Annotated in this window: 15 protein-coding genes; 7 read left to right on the forward strand and 8 right to left on the reverse strand. The window is 69.2% G+C overall.

What is annotated here, in order from left to right; genetic code table 11:
- Nucleotides 1-16: 16 nt before the first annotated feature.
- From ACP2AD_RS02900 to ACP2AD_RS02910, 3 genes are all read left to right on the forward strand, one after another.
- Nucleotides 17-1024, forward strand: coding sequence for an alpha-ketoacid dehydrogenase subunit beta (locus ACP2AD_RS02900; protein WP_425228742.1), 1008 nt, complete (start codon nucleotides 17-19; stop codon nucleotides 1022-1024).
- Between the two features lie 4 nt (nucleotides 1025-1028).
- Complete coding sequence (locus ACP2AD_RS02905; RefSeq protein ID WP_425228581.1) at nucleotides 1029-2447, forward strand: dihydrolipoamide acetyltransferase family protein; 1419 nt, start codon at nucleotides 1029-1031, stop codon at nucleotides 2445-2447.
- A gap of 261 nt (nucleotides 2448-2708) precedes the next feature.
- Nucleotides 2709-5075: an HAD family hydrolase gene (locus tag ACP2AD_RS02910; protein ID WP_425228582.1), complete on the forward strand. Its 2367-nt coding sequence runs from the start codon at nucleotides 2709-2711 to the stop codon at nucleotides 5073-5075.
- 200 nt (nucleotides 5076-5275) lie between these two features.
- Here the strand turns inward: ACP2AD_RS02910 and ACP2AD_RS02915 are convergent, their stop codons facing one another.
- From ACP2AD_RS02915 to ACP2AD_RS02950, 8 genes are all read right to left on the reverse strand, one after another.
- Nucleotides 5276-5497 carry a hypothetical protein gene (locus ACP2AD_RS02915; protein ID WP_425228583.1) on the reverse strand — a complete coding sequence of 74 codons (222 nt, stop codon included), beginning with the start codon at nucleotides 5495-5497 and terminating at the stop codon, nucleotides 5276-5278.
- An 89-nt stretch (nucleotides 5498-5586) separates the two neighbouring features.
- Nucleotides 5587-6372 (reverse strand): SDR family NAD(P)-dependent oxidoreductase, encoded by a 786-nt coding sequence (locus tag ACP2AD_RS02920; protein ID WP_425228584.1) that lies wholly within the window; start codon nucleotides 6370-6372, stop codon nucleotides 5587-5589.
- Between the two features lie 42 nt (nucleotides 6373-6414).
- Nucleotides 6415-7611 carry an acetyl-CoA C-acyltransferase gene (locus ACP2AD_RS02925; RefSeq protein ID WP_425228585.1) on the reverse strand — a complete coding sequence of 399 codons (1197 nt, stop codon included), beginning with the start codon at nucleotides 7609-7611 and terminating at the stop codon, nucleotides 6415-6417.
- Nucleotides 7612-7713: 102 nt separating this feature from the next.
- A complete protein-coding gene (gene gorA / locus ACP2AD_RS02930) occupies nucleotides 7714-9060 on the reverse strand; it encodes a glutathione-disulfide reductase (protein WP_425228586.1) in 1347 nt (448 codons plus the stop codon).
- Complete coding sequence (gene vapC, locus ACP2AD_RS02935; protein WP_425228587.1) at nucleotides 9057-9467, reverse strand: type II toxin-antitoxin system VapC family toxin; 411 nt, start codon at nucleotides 9465-9467, stop codon at nucleotides 9057-9059. The genes gorA and vapC overlap by 4 nt, the downstream gene beginning before the upstream one ends.
- Nucleotides 9464-9655, reverse strand: coding sequence for a type II toxin-antitoxin system VapB family antitoxin (locus ACP2AD_RS02940; protein ID WP_425228588.1), 192 nt, complete (start codon nucleotides 9653-9655; stop codon nucleotides 9464-9466). The genes vapC and ACP2AD_RS02940 overlap by 4 nt, the downstream gene beginning before the upstream one ends.
- 44 nt (nucleotides 9656-9699) lie before the next feature.
- Nucleotides 9700-11190 (reverse strand): glucose-6-phosphate isomerase, encoded by a 1491-nt coding sequence (gene pgi, locus ACP2AD_RS02945; RefSeq protein WP_425228589.1) that lies wholly within the window; start codon nucleotides 11188-11190, stop codon nucleotides 9700-9702.
- Between the two features lie 64 nt (nucleotides 11191-11254).
- Complete coding sequence (locus tag ACP2AD_RS02950) at nucleotides 11255-12907, reverse strand: ATP-binding protein (RefSeq protein ID WP_425228590.1); 1653 nt, start codon at nucleotides 12905-12907, stop codon at nucleotides 11255-11257.
- 154 nt (nucleotides 12908-13061) lie between these two features.
- Between ACP2AD_RS02950 and ACP2AD_RS02955 the strand changes: the two genes are divergently transcribed.
- From ACP2AD_RS02955 to ACP2AD_RS02970, 4 genes are all read left to right on the forward strand, one after another.
- Nucleotides 13062-14417 carry a glycosyl transferase family protein gene (locus tag ACP2AD_RS02955; RefSeq protein ID WP_425228591.1) on the forward strand — a complete coding sequence of 452 codons (1356 nt, stop codon included), beginning with the start codon at nucleotides 13062-13064 and terminating at the stop codon, nucleotides 14415-14417.
- Between the two features lie 386 nt (nucleotides 14418-14803).
- Nucleotides 14804-15463, forward strand: a complete 660-nt coding sequence (locus ACP2AD_RS02960) for a hypothetical protein (protein WP_425228592.1) — start codon at nucleotides 14804-14806, stop codon at nucleotides 15461-15463.
- A gap of 33 nt (nucleotides 15464-15496) precedes the next feature.
- A complete protein-coding gene (locus ACP2AD_RS02965; RefSeq protein ID WP_425228593.1) occupies nucleotides 15497-16411 on the forward strand; it encodes a sulfite exporter TauE/SafE family protein in 915 nt (304 codons plus the stop codon).
- A gap of 64 nt (nucleotides 16412-16475) precedes the next feature.
- Nucleotides 16476-17204 (forward strand): TIGR02186 family protein, encoded by a 729-nt coding sequence (locus tag ACP2AD_RS02970; protein WP_425228743.1) that lies wholly within the window; start codon nucleotides 16476-16478, stop codon nucleotides 17202-17204.
- Nucleotides 17205-17220 lie beyond the last annotated feature (16 nt).

Below are 17220 nucleotides of genomic sequence, written 5' to 3' on the forward strand. Positions count from 1 at the left end.
CCCCGCCACCGCCCGCATGAACATGATCCAGGCGATCAACTCGGCGCTCGACGTGACGATGGCGCGCGACGCGGACGTGCTCGTGATGGGCGAGGACGTCGGCTATTTCGGCGGCGTCTTCCGCGCCACCGCCGGGCTGCAGGCCAAGTTCGGCAAGACGCGCGTGTTCGACACCCCGATCACCGAAATCGGCATTATCGGCGTCGCGATCGGGATGGGCGCCTATGGCCTGCGGCCAGTGCCCGAGATTCAGTTCGCCGACTACATCTACCCCGCGCTTGACCAGCTCGTGTCGGAGGCCGCGCGGCTGCGCTACCGCTCGGCGGGCGAGTTCACCGCGCCGATCACCGTCCGCTCGCCCTTTGGCGGCGGCATCTTCGGCGGGCAGACGCACTCGCAAAGTCCGGAGGGCATCTTCACGCACGTGTCCGGCATCAAGACGGTCATTCCGGCGACGCCGTACGATGCCAAGGGGCTGCTGATCGCGGCGATCGAGGACAATGATCCCGTCCTCTTCTTCGAGCCCAAGCGCATCTACAACGGCCCGTTCGACGGCCATTGGGACCGCCCGGCGAAGAACTGGTCGGCGCATCCCGCGGGCGCGGTGCCGACCGGCTATTACAAGATCGAGCTTGGCCGCGCCAATGTGGTGCGGGCGGGCGAGGCGGTGACGATCCTCTGCTATGGCACCATGGTCCATGTGGTCGCCGCGACGGTGGCTGACATGGGCGTCGATGCCGAGATCGTCGACCTGCGCACGCTGGTGCCGCTCGACATCGAGGCGATCGAGGCGTCGGTGCGCAAGACCGGCCGCTGCATGATCGTCCACGAGGCGACGCGGACCGGCGGCTTCGGTGCGGAGCTGTCGGCGCTCGTCACCGAACGCTGCTTCTACCACCTCGAAGCGCCGGTCGAGCGCGTCACCGGCTTCGACACGCCCTATCCGCACAGCCTGGAATGGGCCTATTTTCCCGGCCCCGTCCGCATCGGCGAGGCGCTCAAGAAGATCATGAAGGACGCCTGAGGACATGGCCCGCTTCACCTTCAAGCTGCCCGACATCGGCGAAGGCATCGCCGAGGCCGAGATCGTCGCCTGGCATGTCGCGATCGGTGATCGCGTCGAGGAGGACCAGAACATCGCCGACATGATGACCGACAAGGCGACGGTCGAGATGGAGTCGCCCGTCGCGGGGACGGTGGTCGAGCTGGCCGGCGCGGTCGGCGATCAGGTCGCGATCGGCGCGGCGCTGGTGGTGATCGAGACGGACGCCGAGGAAGCGGCCGACGCCGGTGGCGCGCGGCCGATGGACGAGACGGCGCGGCCGGAGCGTGCTGCGCAAACCACGAGCGGCGCACCCGGCGACCAGCCAGAGGTGGAGTTGCCCGAGAGCCAGTACGAGGCCGAGAATCCAGGCGTCGAGGAAGTGCTCAACAATAAGCTCATCCCCGGAATGGGGAAGGGGACCGCCGAGCGCAGCTCGGTGGTGGAGGTGGCCGCGCCCCAAACGACAATCCCCGAGGCGGGCCCCCGCCACCAGCCTGCGGATGGTCCCCCTCCCCGTTCCGGGGAGGAGCAGAAGGTCCTCGCGTCGCCCGCGGTGCGGCAGCGCGCTAGGGAACTCGGCGTCGACCTGGCGGCGGTGAAGGTCAGCGAAGGCGACCGCATTCGCCATGCCGACCTAGACGCGTACCTGCGCTACGGCAGCGGCCAGGGCTATCACGCCCCCCACGCCAGCCGCGCGCGCGCCGACGAGCAGGTCCGCGTCATCGGCATGCGCCGCCGCATTGCCGAGAACATGGCCGCGTCGAAGCGCGCCATCCCGCACTTCACCTATGTCGACGAGTGCGACGTGACCGAGCTGGAGGCGGCCCGCGCCGCGCTCAACGCGAACCGCGGCGGCCGCCCCAAGCTGACGCTGCTGCCGCTCCTGATCGTTGCGATCTGCCGCACGCTGCCCGACTTCCCGATGCTCAACGCCCGCTACGACGACACCGCAGAAGGAGGGGGCGTGGTGACGCGGAGCGGCCGCGTGCATCTCGGCATGGCGACGCAGACGGACGCCGGGCTCACCGTCCCCGTTATCCGCGACGCGCAGGACAGGAACGTCTGGCAGCTGGCGACCGAGATCGCGCGCCTCGCCGACGCCGCGCGCGCCAACAAGCTGACGCCGCAGGAGCTGGGCGGCGGCACCATCACCGTCACCAGCCTGGGCTCGCTGGGCGGCATCGCCACCACGCCGGTCATCAATCGGCCCGAGGTGGCGATCATCGGCCCCAACAAGATCGTCGAGCGCCCCGTCTTCCGGGGTGACGAGGTGGTCCGCGCCAAGCTGATGAACATCTCGATCAGCTGCGATCACCGCGTCGTCGACGGCTGGGACGCGGCGTCATACGTGCAGGCGCTCAAGCAGCTGCTCGAAACGCCGGTGCTGCTCTTTGCCGACTGACGGCCATACTCTCCTACAGGCGGTGTTCCGGCCTATGCCCCCCGTGACGATCGCCGTCGCGTCGTCGACCGTGGCATGATGGTGCTCCGGCCCTGAGGTTCGCCTGAAGTTCCGGTCGCGCGATCGCGCGATCGCGTCGCTCCAGCCCTGAAGTTGGCCTGAAGTTCGGCCGATACAGCTTGGGCGTACAGGTCAGGCGGCACAGGGTTAACCTGCCGCTAACCATCTTGACCGATAGCTCGCCGCCGATGGGAGCGGGACATGCAGCTGACGGTGCGCGGGTGGGAAATGGCGGCGCTGCTCGATCGGGCGCCCGCGGGGATCGAGGTCCTCAGCCTCGACTGTTTCGACACGCTGATCTGGCGCACGACCCACGCGCCCCATGACGTTTTCGCCGCGCTCGATCTGCCCGGCGGCGGTATCGAGCCGCGGCAATGGGGCGAGCAGCTGGCGCGGCGCGTCGCACACAACCGGCACGGCGCGCTGGAGGTGGGGCTCGCCGACATCTATGCCGCGATGATGCCGCAGGCGGACGATGCGACGGTACGCGCGCATGCCGCCGCGGAGCTGGCGCTCGAGGCCCGGCACGGCTTTGCCTTCCGCCCCGCCGTCGACCTGATCACGGCGGCGAAGCGACGCGGGCTGACGGTGGTGATCGTCAGCGACATGTACCTGACCGAGGCCGAACTGCGCGTCCACATCGCCGCCGCGGCGGGGGCCGAGGTGCTCGCCATGATCGACCGGGTCTTCGTCTCGGGCGCACACGGCATCGGCAAGAATGACGGGCTGTTCGACCGGGTGCTGGAGGTGCTGGACGTCGCCGCCGACCGCGTGCTCCACGTCGGCGACAATCGCCGCGCCGATCATGATTCGGCCGCCGCGCATGGCCTCCATGCCGCTCATTTCGTCCAGTTCGACCGCGCGACCGAACGCCGCCTGCGGCACGAAGCGAGCGCGGCGGTGATGATCGATCCCGCCGCGCGCGCGTCGTACCCGGTGCACCAGCCGCACCGTCCGGCGGTCGCGCTGCGCCGCGACGACGACCCCGCCTTCGTGCTCGGCCATGACGTCCTGGGCCCGGTGATGCGCAGCTTCGCCGACTGGCTCCACGACGAGCTGGAAACGGCCGCGGCGCAGGCCGGCCGCCGCGTCCGGCCGCTGTTCGTGATGCGCGACGGCTGGCTGCCCTTCCGCGTCTTCGATGCGCTCTACCCCGGCGCGGGCGCGGCGACGGTGGAGATCAGCCGCTTCGTCGCCGGGCGGGCGAGCATCCACGATGACGCGTCGCTCGACCGGTATCTGGGTGAATGGCTCGACAAGCTGCCGGTCGCGGTGTTGGCGCGCCACCTGATGCTCTATGAGCAAGAGGTCGCGTCGATCGTCCGGCGCACCCCCCATGCCGCCGCGGCGGGCGCGCTGGCGGCGCTGGTCGCCAAGCCTGCGGTCCGCGCCAAGATCATCGCCCGGTGCCGCGCGTTCGGCGACCGGCTGATCGCCCATCTGGCGCGCGCGGGCATCACCCGCGGCGATGCGGTGATGCTGGTCGATATCGGCTTCAACGGCACGGTCCAGAACATTGTCGCGCCGATCTTGACCGCGCGGATGGGGCTGGAGGTGGGCGGCCGCTACCTGTTCCTGCGCGAGACGCAGGCGTCGGGGCTCGACAAACGGGGGATGATCGATGTCCGCCGCTTCGACAATCGCGCGCTCCATGGTCTCTCAACTGCGGTGGTGGCGATCGAGCAGCTGTGCAACCTTGCCCAGGGATCGTGCATCGGCTTCGACGCCACCGGCGCGCCGGTGCGCGAGGACGTTGGTGCCAAGGCGGCGCACAGCACAGTGCGCGACCGCGCCCAGGAAGGTGCGCTCGCCTTTGCCCGCGATGCCGGCCGCGCGGTGCTGCGCCCGGCCGCGGCCGACACGCCCGAGGCGCGTGAGCGGGCCGCCGCCGCGGCGCTGGCGCGACTGTTCTTCCTGCCGTCGGCCACGGAGGTGTCGCTGTTCGCGCAGTTCGGCTTCGACGCCAATCTGGGCAGCCACAATGCAGAGGCGCTGATCGACGTCGATGCAAGCGGCCGCGCGCTGCGGCGGCGCGGCCTGTCCTTCACCAACGACCGGGCGCATATGTTCCTGGCCGGCGACCTGCACCGCCACGGCCTGCCGCTCAGCCTGGCGAGCTTCGCCGCGCACCGCTTCGGGCTGGACCTGCGCTTGACCGACTTCGAGGTCGGCGGGATCGCGGTGGGCGTGATGATGGTCACCGCCACCGAGCAGCTCGTCCAGCCGGTCACCGCCTGGCCGACCTGCGACGGCTTCTACCGGCTGCAGGTGCCGATCGGCGCCAGCCGTCCGACCGTCGCGGTACAGCTGGGCGCGCTGGCGCCTTGGATCGAGGTGGAGGAGGTGACGATCGAGCGGCTGACGGGCGAGGGCGAGCCGCCCGCGCGGCGCGATCCGGTCAAGCCGCTGTTCGACGCGATGACCGACGCGGGCGACGGACTGTGGCGCGCCGAGCCCGCCGGCTTCGCGCTCGTCCAGCCGCCCGTCGCCGAGGGCCCGCTCCTGCTGACGCTGGTCTTCCGCACCCTCGGCACGCGCGCCGCGCCATCGCTGCGACTGGCGGCCTGACCCGAGGTCGACTTCACGCCAGGTGAGCGGCCGGCTTCAACATGGGTGGACGTCTTCGACGTCGGTATCGGGCACGTTGATGGTGCAGATCCCGGCGCCCCGCAGGCGTCGCTGGGTGCGGGCGAGGCGATCACAGGCAGCGGCCGCGTCCGCCTCCCCCGCCGGATCGCACGCTGCCATGTCGTCGCGCCAGATGGCGATTAGCTGCCGTTGTGCCGCGGACCAGGGCGGCCGGGTGACACCCTATGCGCCGCCAGCCTTTCGACCTGCCGTGGCGACGACGGCGCAGCGTGAGTACTCGCCACCGGCTGCGGCCCCGCGATGCTGTCGGCCATGTCAGTCACCACGGTGTTGTCGACGACGGTGGTCTGCGTCTCGGCCCCGCAGCCTGCTGTCAGGCACATCGCAGCCGCACAGATCATCAGCGGACCAGCGCTTCGTTTGCGCATCGTGTGTTTTACAACGTCCCTGGCGCATCCGGTAGTTGATCGGTGCAAGAATCGGCACGCCGTCAGAGGCGGTCGACCGACTTCGTCTTCTGCATAGCCCCCGCAATCCGGCGCGCCAGCCCGCGCGGGGTCAGGCGGATGCTCTCTGCCATCACCATGTTGGCCGCGCCCGACACCTTCACCGCCGTGTTCGCCTTTAGTGCTTTCAACCCGTCGCGCACCACCGCGTCGGCGTCGCTGGCGAAGGTCTTGAACAGCGCGCTGTCGCCCATCCCTGCTACATCGGCGAACTCGGTCCGGGTCGGCCCGGGACAGAGCGCCGCCACGCGGACGCCGTGCGGTTTCACCTCCTCGTGCAGCGCCTCGGAGAAGCTGAGCACGAACGCCTTCGACGCATAATAGACCGCCATCCACGGCCCCGGCTGAAAGGCGGCGGTCGAGGCGACGTTGAGGATGCCGCCTCCCCGGCGCTCGACCATGCCGGGCAGGACGGCGCGGCTGAGCGCGACCAGCGCACGGCAGTTGAGGTCGATCATCCCGAGCTGCTGCCCGGCATCGAGGTCGGCGAAGCCGCCGCGCAGGCCGAAGCCCGCATTGTTGATGAGCTGATCAACGATCAGCCCCGCGGCGGCGATGTCGGCGACCAGCTTGTCCGGCGCGGCGGGGTCGGCAAGGTCGGCGGCGACGATATGGACCGCGACGCCATGCTTCTGGTCCAGCTCGGCGCGCAACGCCTCCAGCCGGTCGATCCGCCGCGCGGTCAGGATCAGGTCGACGCCCTGCGCCGCGAGTGCGCGGGCAAAACCTTCGCCGAGGCCAGCGGACGCGCCGGTAATGAGAGTGGCCATGGTTCCTCCTTGAATCCTCCCCGCGATGGGGAGGATTTCACGTCATACGACCTCGAACAACCCCGCTGCGCCCATCCCGCCGGCGGTGCACATGCTGACCACCACCCAGCGCACGCCGCGCTTCCGCCCCGCGATCAGCGCGTGGCCGACCAGCCGCGCGCCGGTCATGCCGAAGGGGTGGCCGACCGCGATCGCGCCGCCGTCGACATTGTACTTCTCGGGATCGATGCGGAGATGGTCGCGGCAATACAGGCATTGCGACGCGAACGCCTCGTTCAGCTCCCACAGCCCGATGTCGGCGACGCTCAGCCCGGCGCGGGCGAGCAGCTTGGGAATGGCGAAAACCGGGCCGATGCCCATCTCGTCCGGGGCGCAGCCCGCCGCCTGGAAGCCGCGATAGACGCCGAGGACATCCTTGCCCTCGGCTTCGGCGGTGGCGCGGTCCATCACGATCTGCGCCGCCGCGCCGTCGGAGAGCTGGCTGGCGTTGCCCGCGGTGACGTGCGCGCCGGGGCCGGAGAAGTCGCCGCCGGGCCATACCGTCTTCAGCCCCGCCAGCGCCTCGGCGGTGGTGCCCGGGCGGATGCCCTCGTCCTGCGTGACGGTGACGGTCTCCGTTCCGGTGCGCTCGCCCGCCTTGTCGAACAGCGCCTTTTCGACCGTGATCGGCACGATCTCTTCGGCGAACGCGCCGTCGGCCAGCCCCGCGGCGGCGCGTTGCTGCGACTGCGCGCCATAGGCGTCCTGCGCCGCGCGGCTGATGCCGTAGCGCTCGGCGACGATCTCCGCAGTCTCGATCATCGGGATGTAGGCGGCGGGCTCACGCGCGATCACCGAGCTGTTGACGTAGCGCGGCGCATCCTTGGTGACGGTGAAGCTGATCGACTCCGCGCCGCCGGACAGCGCCACGTCGATGTCACCCGCGACGATCGAGCGCGCTGCGAGCGCCAGCGCGGTCAGCCCGGAGCCGCACTTGCGATCAAGGGTGAAGGCGGGCACCGACTGCGGCAGCCCGCCCGCGAAGATCGCCATCCGTCCGGCATTCCCCCCTTGCGTCCCCCACTGGTTGCCGACGCCCCAGAACACGTCGTCGATCCGTGCCGGATCGATCCCCGCCCGCTCGACCGCCGCGGCCATGACGTGCCCCGCGAGCACGGGCGCCTCCGTTGCGTTGAACGCGCCGCGATAGGCCTTGCCGATCCCGGTGCGGGCGGTGGCGACGATGGCGGCTTCGCGCATGGTTTCGATCCTGCGATGAACGGGGGGGGGCGTTCTCTCTTAACCGGCATTCCCGCGCAAGCAGGATGACGGCGGCACCTGGCCGCAACCGGACCGACGTGTTTACCGCAGCAGCACCAGCTCCTCCGCCATAGTCGGGTGCAGCGCGACGGTCTCGTCGAACTGCGCCTTGGTCAGCCCGGCCTTCACCGCGACCGCCGCGCCTTGCAGAATTTCCGGCGCGTCGGGGCCGATCATGTGGATGCCGACCACCCGGTCGGTCGCGTCGCAGACCATCTTGTAGAGCGCGCGCTCGTTGCGGCCGGCAAGCACGTTTTTCATCGGGCGGAAATCGGACGAGTAGATCTTCACTTCGCCCAGCTTCTGGCGCGCCTCGCTCTCGGTCATGCCGACCTGCGCGATCGGCGGGTGGCTGAACACCGCCGACGGCACGCAGCTGTAGTCCACCCGCGTCGGCTTGCCGCCGTAGAAGGTGTCGGCGAACGCCTGCCCCTCGCGGATCGCGACGGGGGTGAGCTGGATGCGGTTGGTGACGTCGCCGACCGCGAAGATGCTCGGGCAGGTGGAGCGATTGTCCGCGTCGACCCCGACTGCGCCTTTGCCGTCGAGCTCGACGCCTGCGCTATCGAGCCCCAGCCCGCGCGTGTTCGGTACTCGGCCGGTGGCGAACATGACGCAGTCGACCACCACCGGCTCATGGTTCGACATGCGCACCGTCAGGCAGCCGTCTTCCCCCTTGGCGATTCCCTCGAACGTCGCGTCAAAGCGGAACTCAAGCCCCTTCATCATGCTGATCTGGAGCAGCCGGTCGCGCAGCGCCAGCTCGTAGCCGCGCAGGATTTCCTGCGTCCGGTTCATGACGATGACGTGCGCGCCGAACTGGTGGAAGATGCCGGCGAATTCGTTGGCGATATAGCCTGCGCCCGCGATCAGGATGCGCCGGGGGATGGCGTCAAGGTGAAACGCCTCGTTCGAGGTGATGCCGTGCTCGTTGCCCGGGCAATCGGGGATCGCGGGATGCGCGCCGACGGCGAGCAGGATGCGTTCGGCGGTCTTCTCCTGCCCATCGGCGAGGCGGACGGTGTTGGGTCCGGTCACCTCCGCGCGCTGGAGGATGATCTCGACGCCGTTGTTGGTCAGCGTGTCGGTATAGGCGCCGTTGAGCCGGTCGACCTCGGCCAGCACATTGTCGCGCAGCCGCGGCCAGTCGAAATGGCAGGCGTCGGGCACGTCCCAGCCGAAGCGCTTGGCGTCTTTCAGATCCTCCGCGAAATGTGCGCCATAGACGAGCAGCTTCTTGGGGACGCAGCCGCGGATGACGCAGGTGCCGCCGACCCGATACTCCTCCGCCACCGCAACGCGCGCGCCGTGCTGCGCCGCGACGCGGGCGGCGCGGGTGCCGCCGGACCCGGCACCGATGACGAGGAGATCATAGTCGTAGGGCATCAATTCAGTCCCGTATCGGCAAGGGCGGAGCGCAGATCGAGATGCTCAACGAACGGGTCGAAGTCACGGTCGCTGTAGAGCAGGGGAATGTCATCGACGATGCAGCGCGTGGCGATCAGCGTGTCGATCGTCTTGCGAATGGTCACCCCCATCGCGCGGAGCGTACGGTAGTTGCGGGCAGCTTCAATCGCCACCTCGCGATCAGCGATCTCGACGAAGGGGAGGGAGAGCAGCTGCGCGCGCGTATTGTTGAACTCGCGATCGGTCCGGCAGCCCTGTAGCACCTCGGCGAGCATCAGGTCGCCGACCAGAACACGCTGCACGCCAAGCTGCTGGTCGAGCCAATTAGCCTGGCGCGTTGACCTGCCGCCAAGATAGTCGATCCAAACGCCCGAATCGACGAGGATCAATCGAGACGCATGGCGTCGAGATCGCCGATCCAGTTGATCTTGCCGCGTAACTTGCGAATGCCCTGCTGTCGTTCCAACCGCACGAAGGTACGCAACGCTTCTTCGACGGTTTCACGTTTGGTCTTCTTTCCACCGACCTGCATGGCCTCCGCCATCAAAGCAGGATCGATCTCTATGTTCGTCCGCATGTGTATGAACTCCGCAAACCGTACACATAGGCGTGGGTGGGGCTTCAGTCTAGCCCCGCCCGCTTGATGAGGTCCGTCGTCGAAGGGTCGAAGTCGCCGCCGCCCTTCGCCGCGGCCTTGGCCATTTCCTTGCCCAGCTCGACACCGAACTGGTCGAAGCTGTTGATGCCGAGCAGCGTCCCGTTTACGAACACGCGGTGCTCGTAAAAGGCGATCAGCGCGCCCAGCGTGCGCGGGGTCAGCTGGTCGAGCAGGATCGTGCTCGACGGCCGGTCGCCGGGATAGTTGCGCGCGCCATCTTCGGACGCCTTGCCCTTCATCAGCGCCGCGCCTTGCGCAAACGCGTTGAGGAGCAGCTGGCGGTGATGCTCCTCGCCCAGCGTATCGCCGCCCTCGATCACCGCGATGAATTCGACGGGGACGAGGTGGGTGCCCTGGTGGAGCAGCTGGAACACAGCATGCTGCGCGTCGGTGCCGACCCCGCCCCAGGTGATCGCCGCGGTCGGGCGGCCGACGGGCTTGCCGTCGAGCGTCGTGCCCTTGCCGTTCGACTCCATCTCCAGCTGCTGGAGATAGGGCGGGAGCAGGCGCAGCCGCACGTCATAAGCGAAGGGCGCGCGTGTCTCGCAATGCCGGACCTGGGTGTAATAAAGGTCGGCAAAGGCGGCGAGCGCGGGCGCGCTCTTTTCCAGCGCGGTAAGCCGGAAATGACGGTCCATCTCGGCCGCGCCCTCCAGCAGCTCCTCGAACGCGCCCCAGCCGAGCCCGAGCGCGGCGGGGAAGCCGATCGATGACCACAGCGAATAGCGCCCGCCGACGCCTTCGTTGAAGGGCAGCACGCGGGTCTCGTCGACGCCCCACTCGACCGCCTTGTCCGGCGCGGCGGTAAGCGCGATGACGCGGCCATAGGGGTCCGCGACGCCATGGTCGGTCATCCAGGCGAGGACCGAGCCGGCGTTCAGGAGCGTCTCCGTCGTGGTGAAGGTCTTGGACGCGACCACCAGCAGGGTCGCGTGCGGATCGAAGCGCGCGAACGCATCCTCAAGCTGCACCCCGTCGACATTGGAGCAGACCGCGACGTCGTAGCGCTTCTCCTCCCGCCCAAGCGCGTCGACCAAAAGGTCGGGGCCCAGCGCCGAGCCGCCGATGCCGACATGGAGGATATGGCGGACATCGCCCATCGCCCCGCCCTCGATCGCGTCGATCAGCGCGCGTTCACGTTCGTGGCAGCGCTTCGCGGCGGCGACCAGCTCGGGCGCGCCCTCGCCGCGCTCCTCGGTATGGGTGACGGGGCGGTCTTCGGTCACGTTGACATGCTCGCCCGCGAACAGCGCGTCACGTCGCTTCGCCAGCCCCGCCTCCTCGGCCAGAGCGGTAAATGCGACCACCGCGTCGGCGGTCAGATGGGTCTTGGAAAAATCGAAATGCAGCCCGGCGACGTCGAGGCTGAAGCGGCTGAGCCGGTCGCCGTCCTGATCGAAGAGCTCGGTGAGCGTGGGGCTAGGCAGAGCTTCGATGCGGGACCAGTCGGGCATGGGGCGGCTCCGTTGAGCGAGGGCGTGCGTGGCCCAACGCTCTACGCCGACATTCGGCCCGCCGCTACTTGCCTTGGGCGCGCCACCTGGCGATCGTGCGCTGGATGATCTGTTCCTCACCGCCGGTATCGCGCCACAGCTGCGAGAAGAGCGGATCGCCGGACGCCGGGCGGCGATCCTCCGCCAGCGCGTCGAAGCAGACGCGAATCGGGATCGTCACGCCCTCGCCGCAGATGATGCATTCGCGGTTGCGCAGCGCCGGGATAGAATCGAGGAAGCCGCGCGCACCCTCCGGCATCGCGGCGCGGACGAACGCCTGGTCGCGGTCATTGTTGAGCCGCATCGCGATGATCGTGCCGCACTGCGACAGCACCCCTTCGGCTAGATCCGACGGCCGCTGCGTGATGAGACCCAGCGACACGCCGTATTTGCGGCCCTCCTTGGCGATCCGCCCGAGAATGCGGCCGACCGAGCTGGCGGTCTCGTTGCCCGCCGGGATGTAGCGGTGCGCCTCCTCGCAAACGAGCAGGATCGGGCGCTGCGGCTCGTTGCGGCTCCAGATCGCGAAGTCAAAGGTCGTCCGCGCCAGCACCGCGACGACGACCGCGGTGATGTCCGACGGCACCCCCGACACGTCGACGATCGAGATCGGCCGGCCGTTGCTGGGCAGCCGGAAGATGCGGCTGAGGAAGTTCGCCATCGTGTCGGCGACCATCATCCCTGAGAACATGAAGCCGTAGCGTGGATCGGCCTTGATCTCCTCGATCTTGGTTTTGAGGCGAAGGTATGGCGCGGTGTCACCGGCGCGGTCCATCTTGCCCATCTCCAGCCCGATGAGGTTGGTGAGATCGGACAGCAGGTAGGGGATCGGTGCGTCGACCGTCAGCTTGGCGATCTCCTGCCCCAGCCGGCTTTTGCATCGTGCAGCGAGCAGACATTTGGCCAGGATATCGGCGTCGATCTGCCGCTCCGAGCCCGAGGTGGTCAGAAAGACTTCGCAATGTTCCTCGAAGTTCATCAGCCAATAGGGCATCTGCAAGTTGGTGACGTCCAGGATCTGGCCGTTGTTCTTGAACGCGGCAGAGTATTCGCCGTGCGGGTCGATCATCACGATATGCCCTTCGGGCGCGAGATCGCAGATCTTGTGGAGGATCAGCGCGGCCGACGTCGACTTGCCCGTGCCGGTGGACCCGACCAGCGCGAAATGCTTGCCCAGCATAGAATCGACGTACAGCGTCGCGCGAATGTCTTTGGTCGGATAGACGGTGCCGATGCTGACATGAGCGCGGTCGTCGGCGGCATAGACCTGTTTGAGGTCAGCGGTGGTGACGGGGAACACCTCGGCGCCCGGTTGCGGATAGCGGGTGACGCCGCGGCGGAAATTGTAGAGCTTGCCGGTCAGTTTCTCCTCGTCGCCCTCGCCCAGGAAGTCGATGTCGGCGATGATCGCCGTTCCACTCGTCTCGTCGAGGCGCAGCGCACGGACGTTGGCGACGATCCAGGCACCGCCGACGCGCATCTTGATCTGACCGCCGACCTGCCCCGCAAACCCGACCGCGGGATCGGGATCGCTGCCCGCCGTAACGACCGCCGCACGGTCGAGCAGCACGCGGCTGGCGGAGCCCGCGATCGACACCACCGTGCCGATCGAGCCTGCGACCTGCACCGCCGCCGCCGTGGCCGGATCAAAGGACGAAAAGCGGGGGATGTCGTTCATGGACGCGTGCCGATCGCAAGGATGAGCGGTGGCGCTAGGCGCGGGCGCGTTAAGATCGCGTGATTGCCCTCTAATCCGAAAGGTTTAGGGCCTTGCATCGGACCGGCCCGCGTCCGATGATTGCGCCAAGGGTTCGCATCCGGGGGCAACGAGAGTGGGGGCGGTAGGGATCGTCGACGCGGTCGCGCGCGAGCTGATGCTGTTCGCGGGCGTGGGGCTGTTGATCGGCGGGATCGACGAACTGGCGGTCGACGCGTGCTTCGCCGCGATTCGCCTCATCCGGCCGCGACGCCGCCTGACGCTGGCTACCTTGCCGATCGCGCCGCCGACCCGGTTCGCGGTGTTCGTGCCGGCATGGGATGAGGCGGCCGTGATCGGCCCGATGCTGCGTACGGCCGCCGCCCGCTTCGCCGGCGAGGACGTGCGCTTCTATGTCGGCGTCTACCCGAACGACGCGGCGACCGCGGCGGCGGTGACCGCGGTCGCCGATCCGCGCATCCGGCTCGCACCGGCGCGACGGCCCGGCCCGACCACCAAGGCCGACAATCTCAACGCGTTGTGGGCCGCCATGGTCGCGGACGGCTGGGCCGCCGACGCGGTGGTGCTGCACGACGCCGAAGATGTCGTTCATCCCGCCGAGTTGCGAACCTTCGCCGCGCTGCTGACCGGGCATGACGTCGTGCAGCTGCCGGTGCTGCCGATCGTCGCTCGCGGCTCGGTGCTGCTGAGCGGGCATTATGCGGACGAGTTCTCAGAGATGCACAGCCGCGCCTTGAGCGTGCGCGCGGCGCTGGGCGCCGGATTGCCGCTGGCGGGCGTCGGGTGCGCGATCCGGACCGACCGATTGCGTGCGATCGCGGCGACGCGTGGCGGCGATCCTTTCGACGCATCGTCGCTGACCGAGGATTACGAGCTGGGCCTGCTGCTCGCCGGCAGCGGCGCGCGCGGCTGTTTCGCCCGGGTGCGCGAGCGCGCCGACGGGCAGCTGGTCGCAGTGCGCGCGATCTTCCCCGGGACGCTCGATGCGGCGGTGCGGCAGAAGGCGCGCTGGATCACCGGCATCGCGCTTGCCGGGTGGGACCGGACCGGCTGGTCGCGCGGGCACGGGCTGGGCGACCACTGGATGCGGCTCCGCGACCGTCGCGCGCCGCTGGCGATGCTGGTGCTTGCGGCCGCCTATCTGTCGATCTTCGCTTGGCTGATCGGAGCGGCGGCGCATTGGCGGAGCGGCACACCGCCGCCGGCGATCACGCCTCTTGTCGCGTGGCTGCTGACGATCAATGCCTGGCTGCTCGTCTGGCGGCTGGGCATGCGCATGCTGTTCACCGGCCGCGCCTATGGGTTGCGGCAGGCGCTGTGGTCCGTTCCGCGGTTCGTGGTCGGCAATGCAGTGACGCTGCTCGCCGCGCCGCGAGCGCTGCTACTGTACAGCCGCCTCCTCCGCGGGGCGTCGCCGCACTGGGACAAGACCGCGCACGTCTTTCCCGATCTGGCGGCGGCTGAGGTGTGAGACGGGGGCGGCCGCTCCGGTTTCTGGCAATGGTGCTGGGCGTGTGGACGGCGGCGCGCGTCGCGCTGCTGTGGCCCGCCGGGGCGGCCACGGACGGGCCGGCCGCGCTGCGCCGCGGCGTTCCGGCCACGATGCGCGCGCCACCGGGAACCGAACCATCTGAAGTCTTCACCCCTGCGGCGACCGAACCGCCCGTCGCAGACAGTGCTGCTTCGGTCACAAGGGGCGGCGATGCCAAGCCTGCAGCCCATGTTCCACGCTACGCGATCGGGGTGATCGAGACGGCAGCGCGTGCGAACGAAGCTAGCGTTTCAGCTCGATCTGAGGACGGGACGCCCGCCTCCGGCGCAACGGCAGCGCCCTTGTCCGGAGATCCGGCACCGTTCGTGGCTCCCGGGCGACGCCCACCCCCGCCGTCCTCCCACGCCGCCGCGCGGCTGCGCGGCGATACCTGGCTCGTCGCCCGGCCCGGCGGCGGCGAGAGTCTCGCGTTCGGTCAGCTCGGCGCGTCGCAGGCGGGCGCGCGGGTCACCTACGCGGTCGACGCGGCGCGGCGAATCGCTTTGTCGGCGCGCCTGTCCACGCCGCTGAGCGGTCACGGGCGTGAGGCGGCGGTGGGGGTGGATTGGCAGCCGACCCGGCTGCCCGTGCACCTGCTGGTCGAGGAGCGCCTGCCGCTCGACAGTGGCTCGGCGGAGCCCGCCGTCGCGCTGATCGGCGGCGCAGCGGTGCGGTTACCGCTCCGCATCACGCTCGAAACCTATGCGCAGGGCGGCGCGGTGCATCGGCGGGGCGCGTTTGCGGACGGATCGGCACGGCTGTCGCACGCGCTGCTACGCCGCCACGCGGTCGCAATGGACGTGGGCGCCGGTGTCTGGGGCGCGGCGCAGCGCGACGCCTCGCGGTTCGATATCGGGCCCGAGCTTGGCGTCACTCTCCCGGTTCGCGGCGCGACGGTTCGGCTGGCGGTCGATTATCGGCGGCGCGTCGGCGGCCGGGCGCGACCGGGGTCCGGGCCGGCGCTGGTGCTCGGCGGCAGCTTCTAGCCGCACCTGACATGAGGCGGTAACGAAGCGGACGTGGACGTCTACCTTCCCATCGCCAATCTGTCGGTCAATGCGATTGTGATCGTGCTGCTCGGCGGCGGCGTCGGGTTGCTGTCGGGGATGTTCGGCGTCGGCGGCGGGTTCCTGACCACGCCGCTGCTGATCGTCTACGGCATCCCGCCAACCGTCGCCGCCGCGTCGGCCGCCAGCCAGGTTACCGGCGCCAGCGTGTCGGGGGTCTTCACTCATTTCCGCCGCGGCGGGGTCGACGTGAAGATGGGTCTGGTGCTGGTCGCAGGCGGCATCTTCGGGTCACTGGCCGGGGCGTGGGTATTTGCGGCGCTGCAGGCGCTTGGCCAGCTCGATACCGTCATCGCCATCGTCTACGTCCTGCTGCTGGGCTCGATCGGCACGTCGATGGCGCGGGAGTCGATCACCGCGATCCTGCTGGCGCGCCGCGGCGAAACACCGCGGGCAGCAAAGCGACGGCACCACCCGCTGATCGCGGCGCTGCCGTTCCGGACGCGCTTTTACCGCTCGGGCTTGTATATTTCCCCGATCGCGCCGCTCCTGCTGGGCTTTGCGACCGGCGTCCTGACGGTGATGCTTGGGATCGGCGGCGGCTTTATCCTAGTCCCCGCGATGATCTATCTGCTCGGCATGGCGACCGCGACGGTGGTGGGCACCAGCCTGTTCCAGATCCTGTTCGTCACGGCAGCGGCGACGATGATCCACGCACTGACGACCAAGGCGGTTGACATCGTGCTCGCCGGATTGCTGCTGACCGGCTCGGTGATCGGCGCGCAGGTCGGGGTGAAGCTCGCGGGGCGGCTAAAGCCCGAATGGCTGCGGTTGCTGCTGGCGACGATGGTGTTGCTGGTGGGCCTGCGCATCCTGCTCGGGCTGGTGTGGCGGCCGGAGGCGATCTTCACGGTCGAAGCTGCGTGAAGGGGGCTGCGTGAGAGCGGGTGCCACGAGGACGCTGCCGGCACTGTTGCTGCCGGTGCTGCTCATGGCGACGAAAGCATCGGGCGAGCCGAAGCCGGTGCTGGTGCCCGATGTCTCGCAGCGGCTGGTCAGGATCGTCTACTCCTTCACCGGCGCCGAACTGCTGCTGTTCGGCGCGATCGTGCGGCCCGATCGTGTCGCCGATCAGCGGCCGATCGACATCGTCGTCGTGGTAAAGGGGCCGGCGCAGTCGGTGCTGGTGCGCGAGAAGGAGCGGTTCGCGGGCATCTGGGTCAATGCCGACCGGCTGCGGTACCGCTCGGCACCGTCCTTCTACGCGATCGCGTCGGCACGGCCGATCGAGCAGATCGTCGATGCGCGCACCCGCGCCATCTATGAATTGGGTCTCGACTCGCTGCAGCTGTCGCCCGCATCGAACGCACCCGCCGACGAACAGGCGCGGTTCCAAGGCGGGCTGGTCGCGACCAAGCGCCGCGCGGGGCTGTATTTTGCCGATCCGCATGCGGTCGAGATTACCGGGGGCGTGCTGTATCGCGCGCGACTAACCATCCCGGCGCGGGTGCCGGTGGGGCGGTTCACGGCAGAGACCTTCCTGATCCGTGACGGGCACGTCCTCGCCGCCGCCGTGCGGCCGATCGAGGTGCAGAAGGAGGGGATGGAACGGTTCGTCACCCAGGCGGCCGACAAGGCGTCACTGCTGTACGGGCTGGCCGCCGTGGCTCTGTCCGTGACACTCGGCTGGGCGGCGGGTTACGCCGCTCGGCGCTGGTAAAAATCGCGACGAGCCG

The organism is Sphingomonas sp. (genome assembly GCF_965248875.1).
Lineage (GTDB): Bacteria > Pseudomonadota > Alphaproteobacteria > Sphingomonadales > Sphingomonadaceae > Sphingomonas.

Excerpts from the sequence above, each read along its gene's own strand:
- ACP2AD_RS02900 (WP_425228742.1), top strand. The coding sequence starts at position 17 with ATGAACATGATCCAGGCGATCAACTCGGCGCTCGACGTGACGATGGCG.
- ACP2AD_RS02905 (WP_425228581.1), top strand. The coding sequence starts at position 1,029 with ATGGCCCGCTTCACCTTCAAGCTGCCCGACATCGGCGAAGGCATCGCC.
- ACP2AD_RS02910 (WP_425228582.1), top strand. The coding sequence starts at position 2,709 with ATGCAGCTGACGGTGCGCGGGTGGGAAATGGCGGCGCTGCTCGATCGG.
- ACP2AD_RS02915 (WP_425228583.1), bottom strand. The coding sequence starts at position 5,497 with ATGATCTGTGCGGCTGCGATGTGCCTGACAGCAGGCTGCGGGGCCGAG.
- ACP2AD_RS02920 (WP_425228584.1), bottom strand. The coding sequence starts at position 6,372 with ATGGCCACTCTCATTACCGGCGCGTCCGCTGGCCTCGGCGAAGGTTTT.
- ACP2AD_RS02925 (WP_425228585.1), bottom strand. The coding sequence starts at position 7,611 with ATGCGCGAAGCCGCCATCGTCGCCACCGCCCGCACCGGGATCGGCAAG.
- ACP2AD_RS02940 (WP_425228588.1), bottom strand. The coding sequence starts at position 9,655 with ATGCGGACGAACATAGAGATCGATCCTGCTTTGATGGCGGAGGCCATG.
- pgi (WP_425228589.1), bottom strand. The coding sequence starts at position 11,190 with ATGCCCGACTGGTCCCGCATCGAAGCTCTGCCTAGCCCCACGCTCACC.
- ACP2AD_RS02950 (WP_425228590.1), bottom strand. The coding sequence starts at position 12,907 with ATGAACGACATCCCCCGCTTTTCGTCCTTTGATCCGGCCACGGCGGCG.
- ACP2AD_RS02970 (WP_425228743.1), top strand. The coding sequence starts at position 16,476 with ATGGCGACGAAAGCATCGGGCGAGCCGAAGCCGGTGCTGGTGCCCGAT.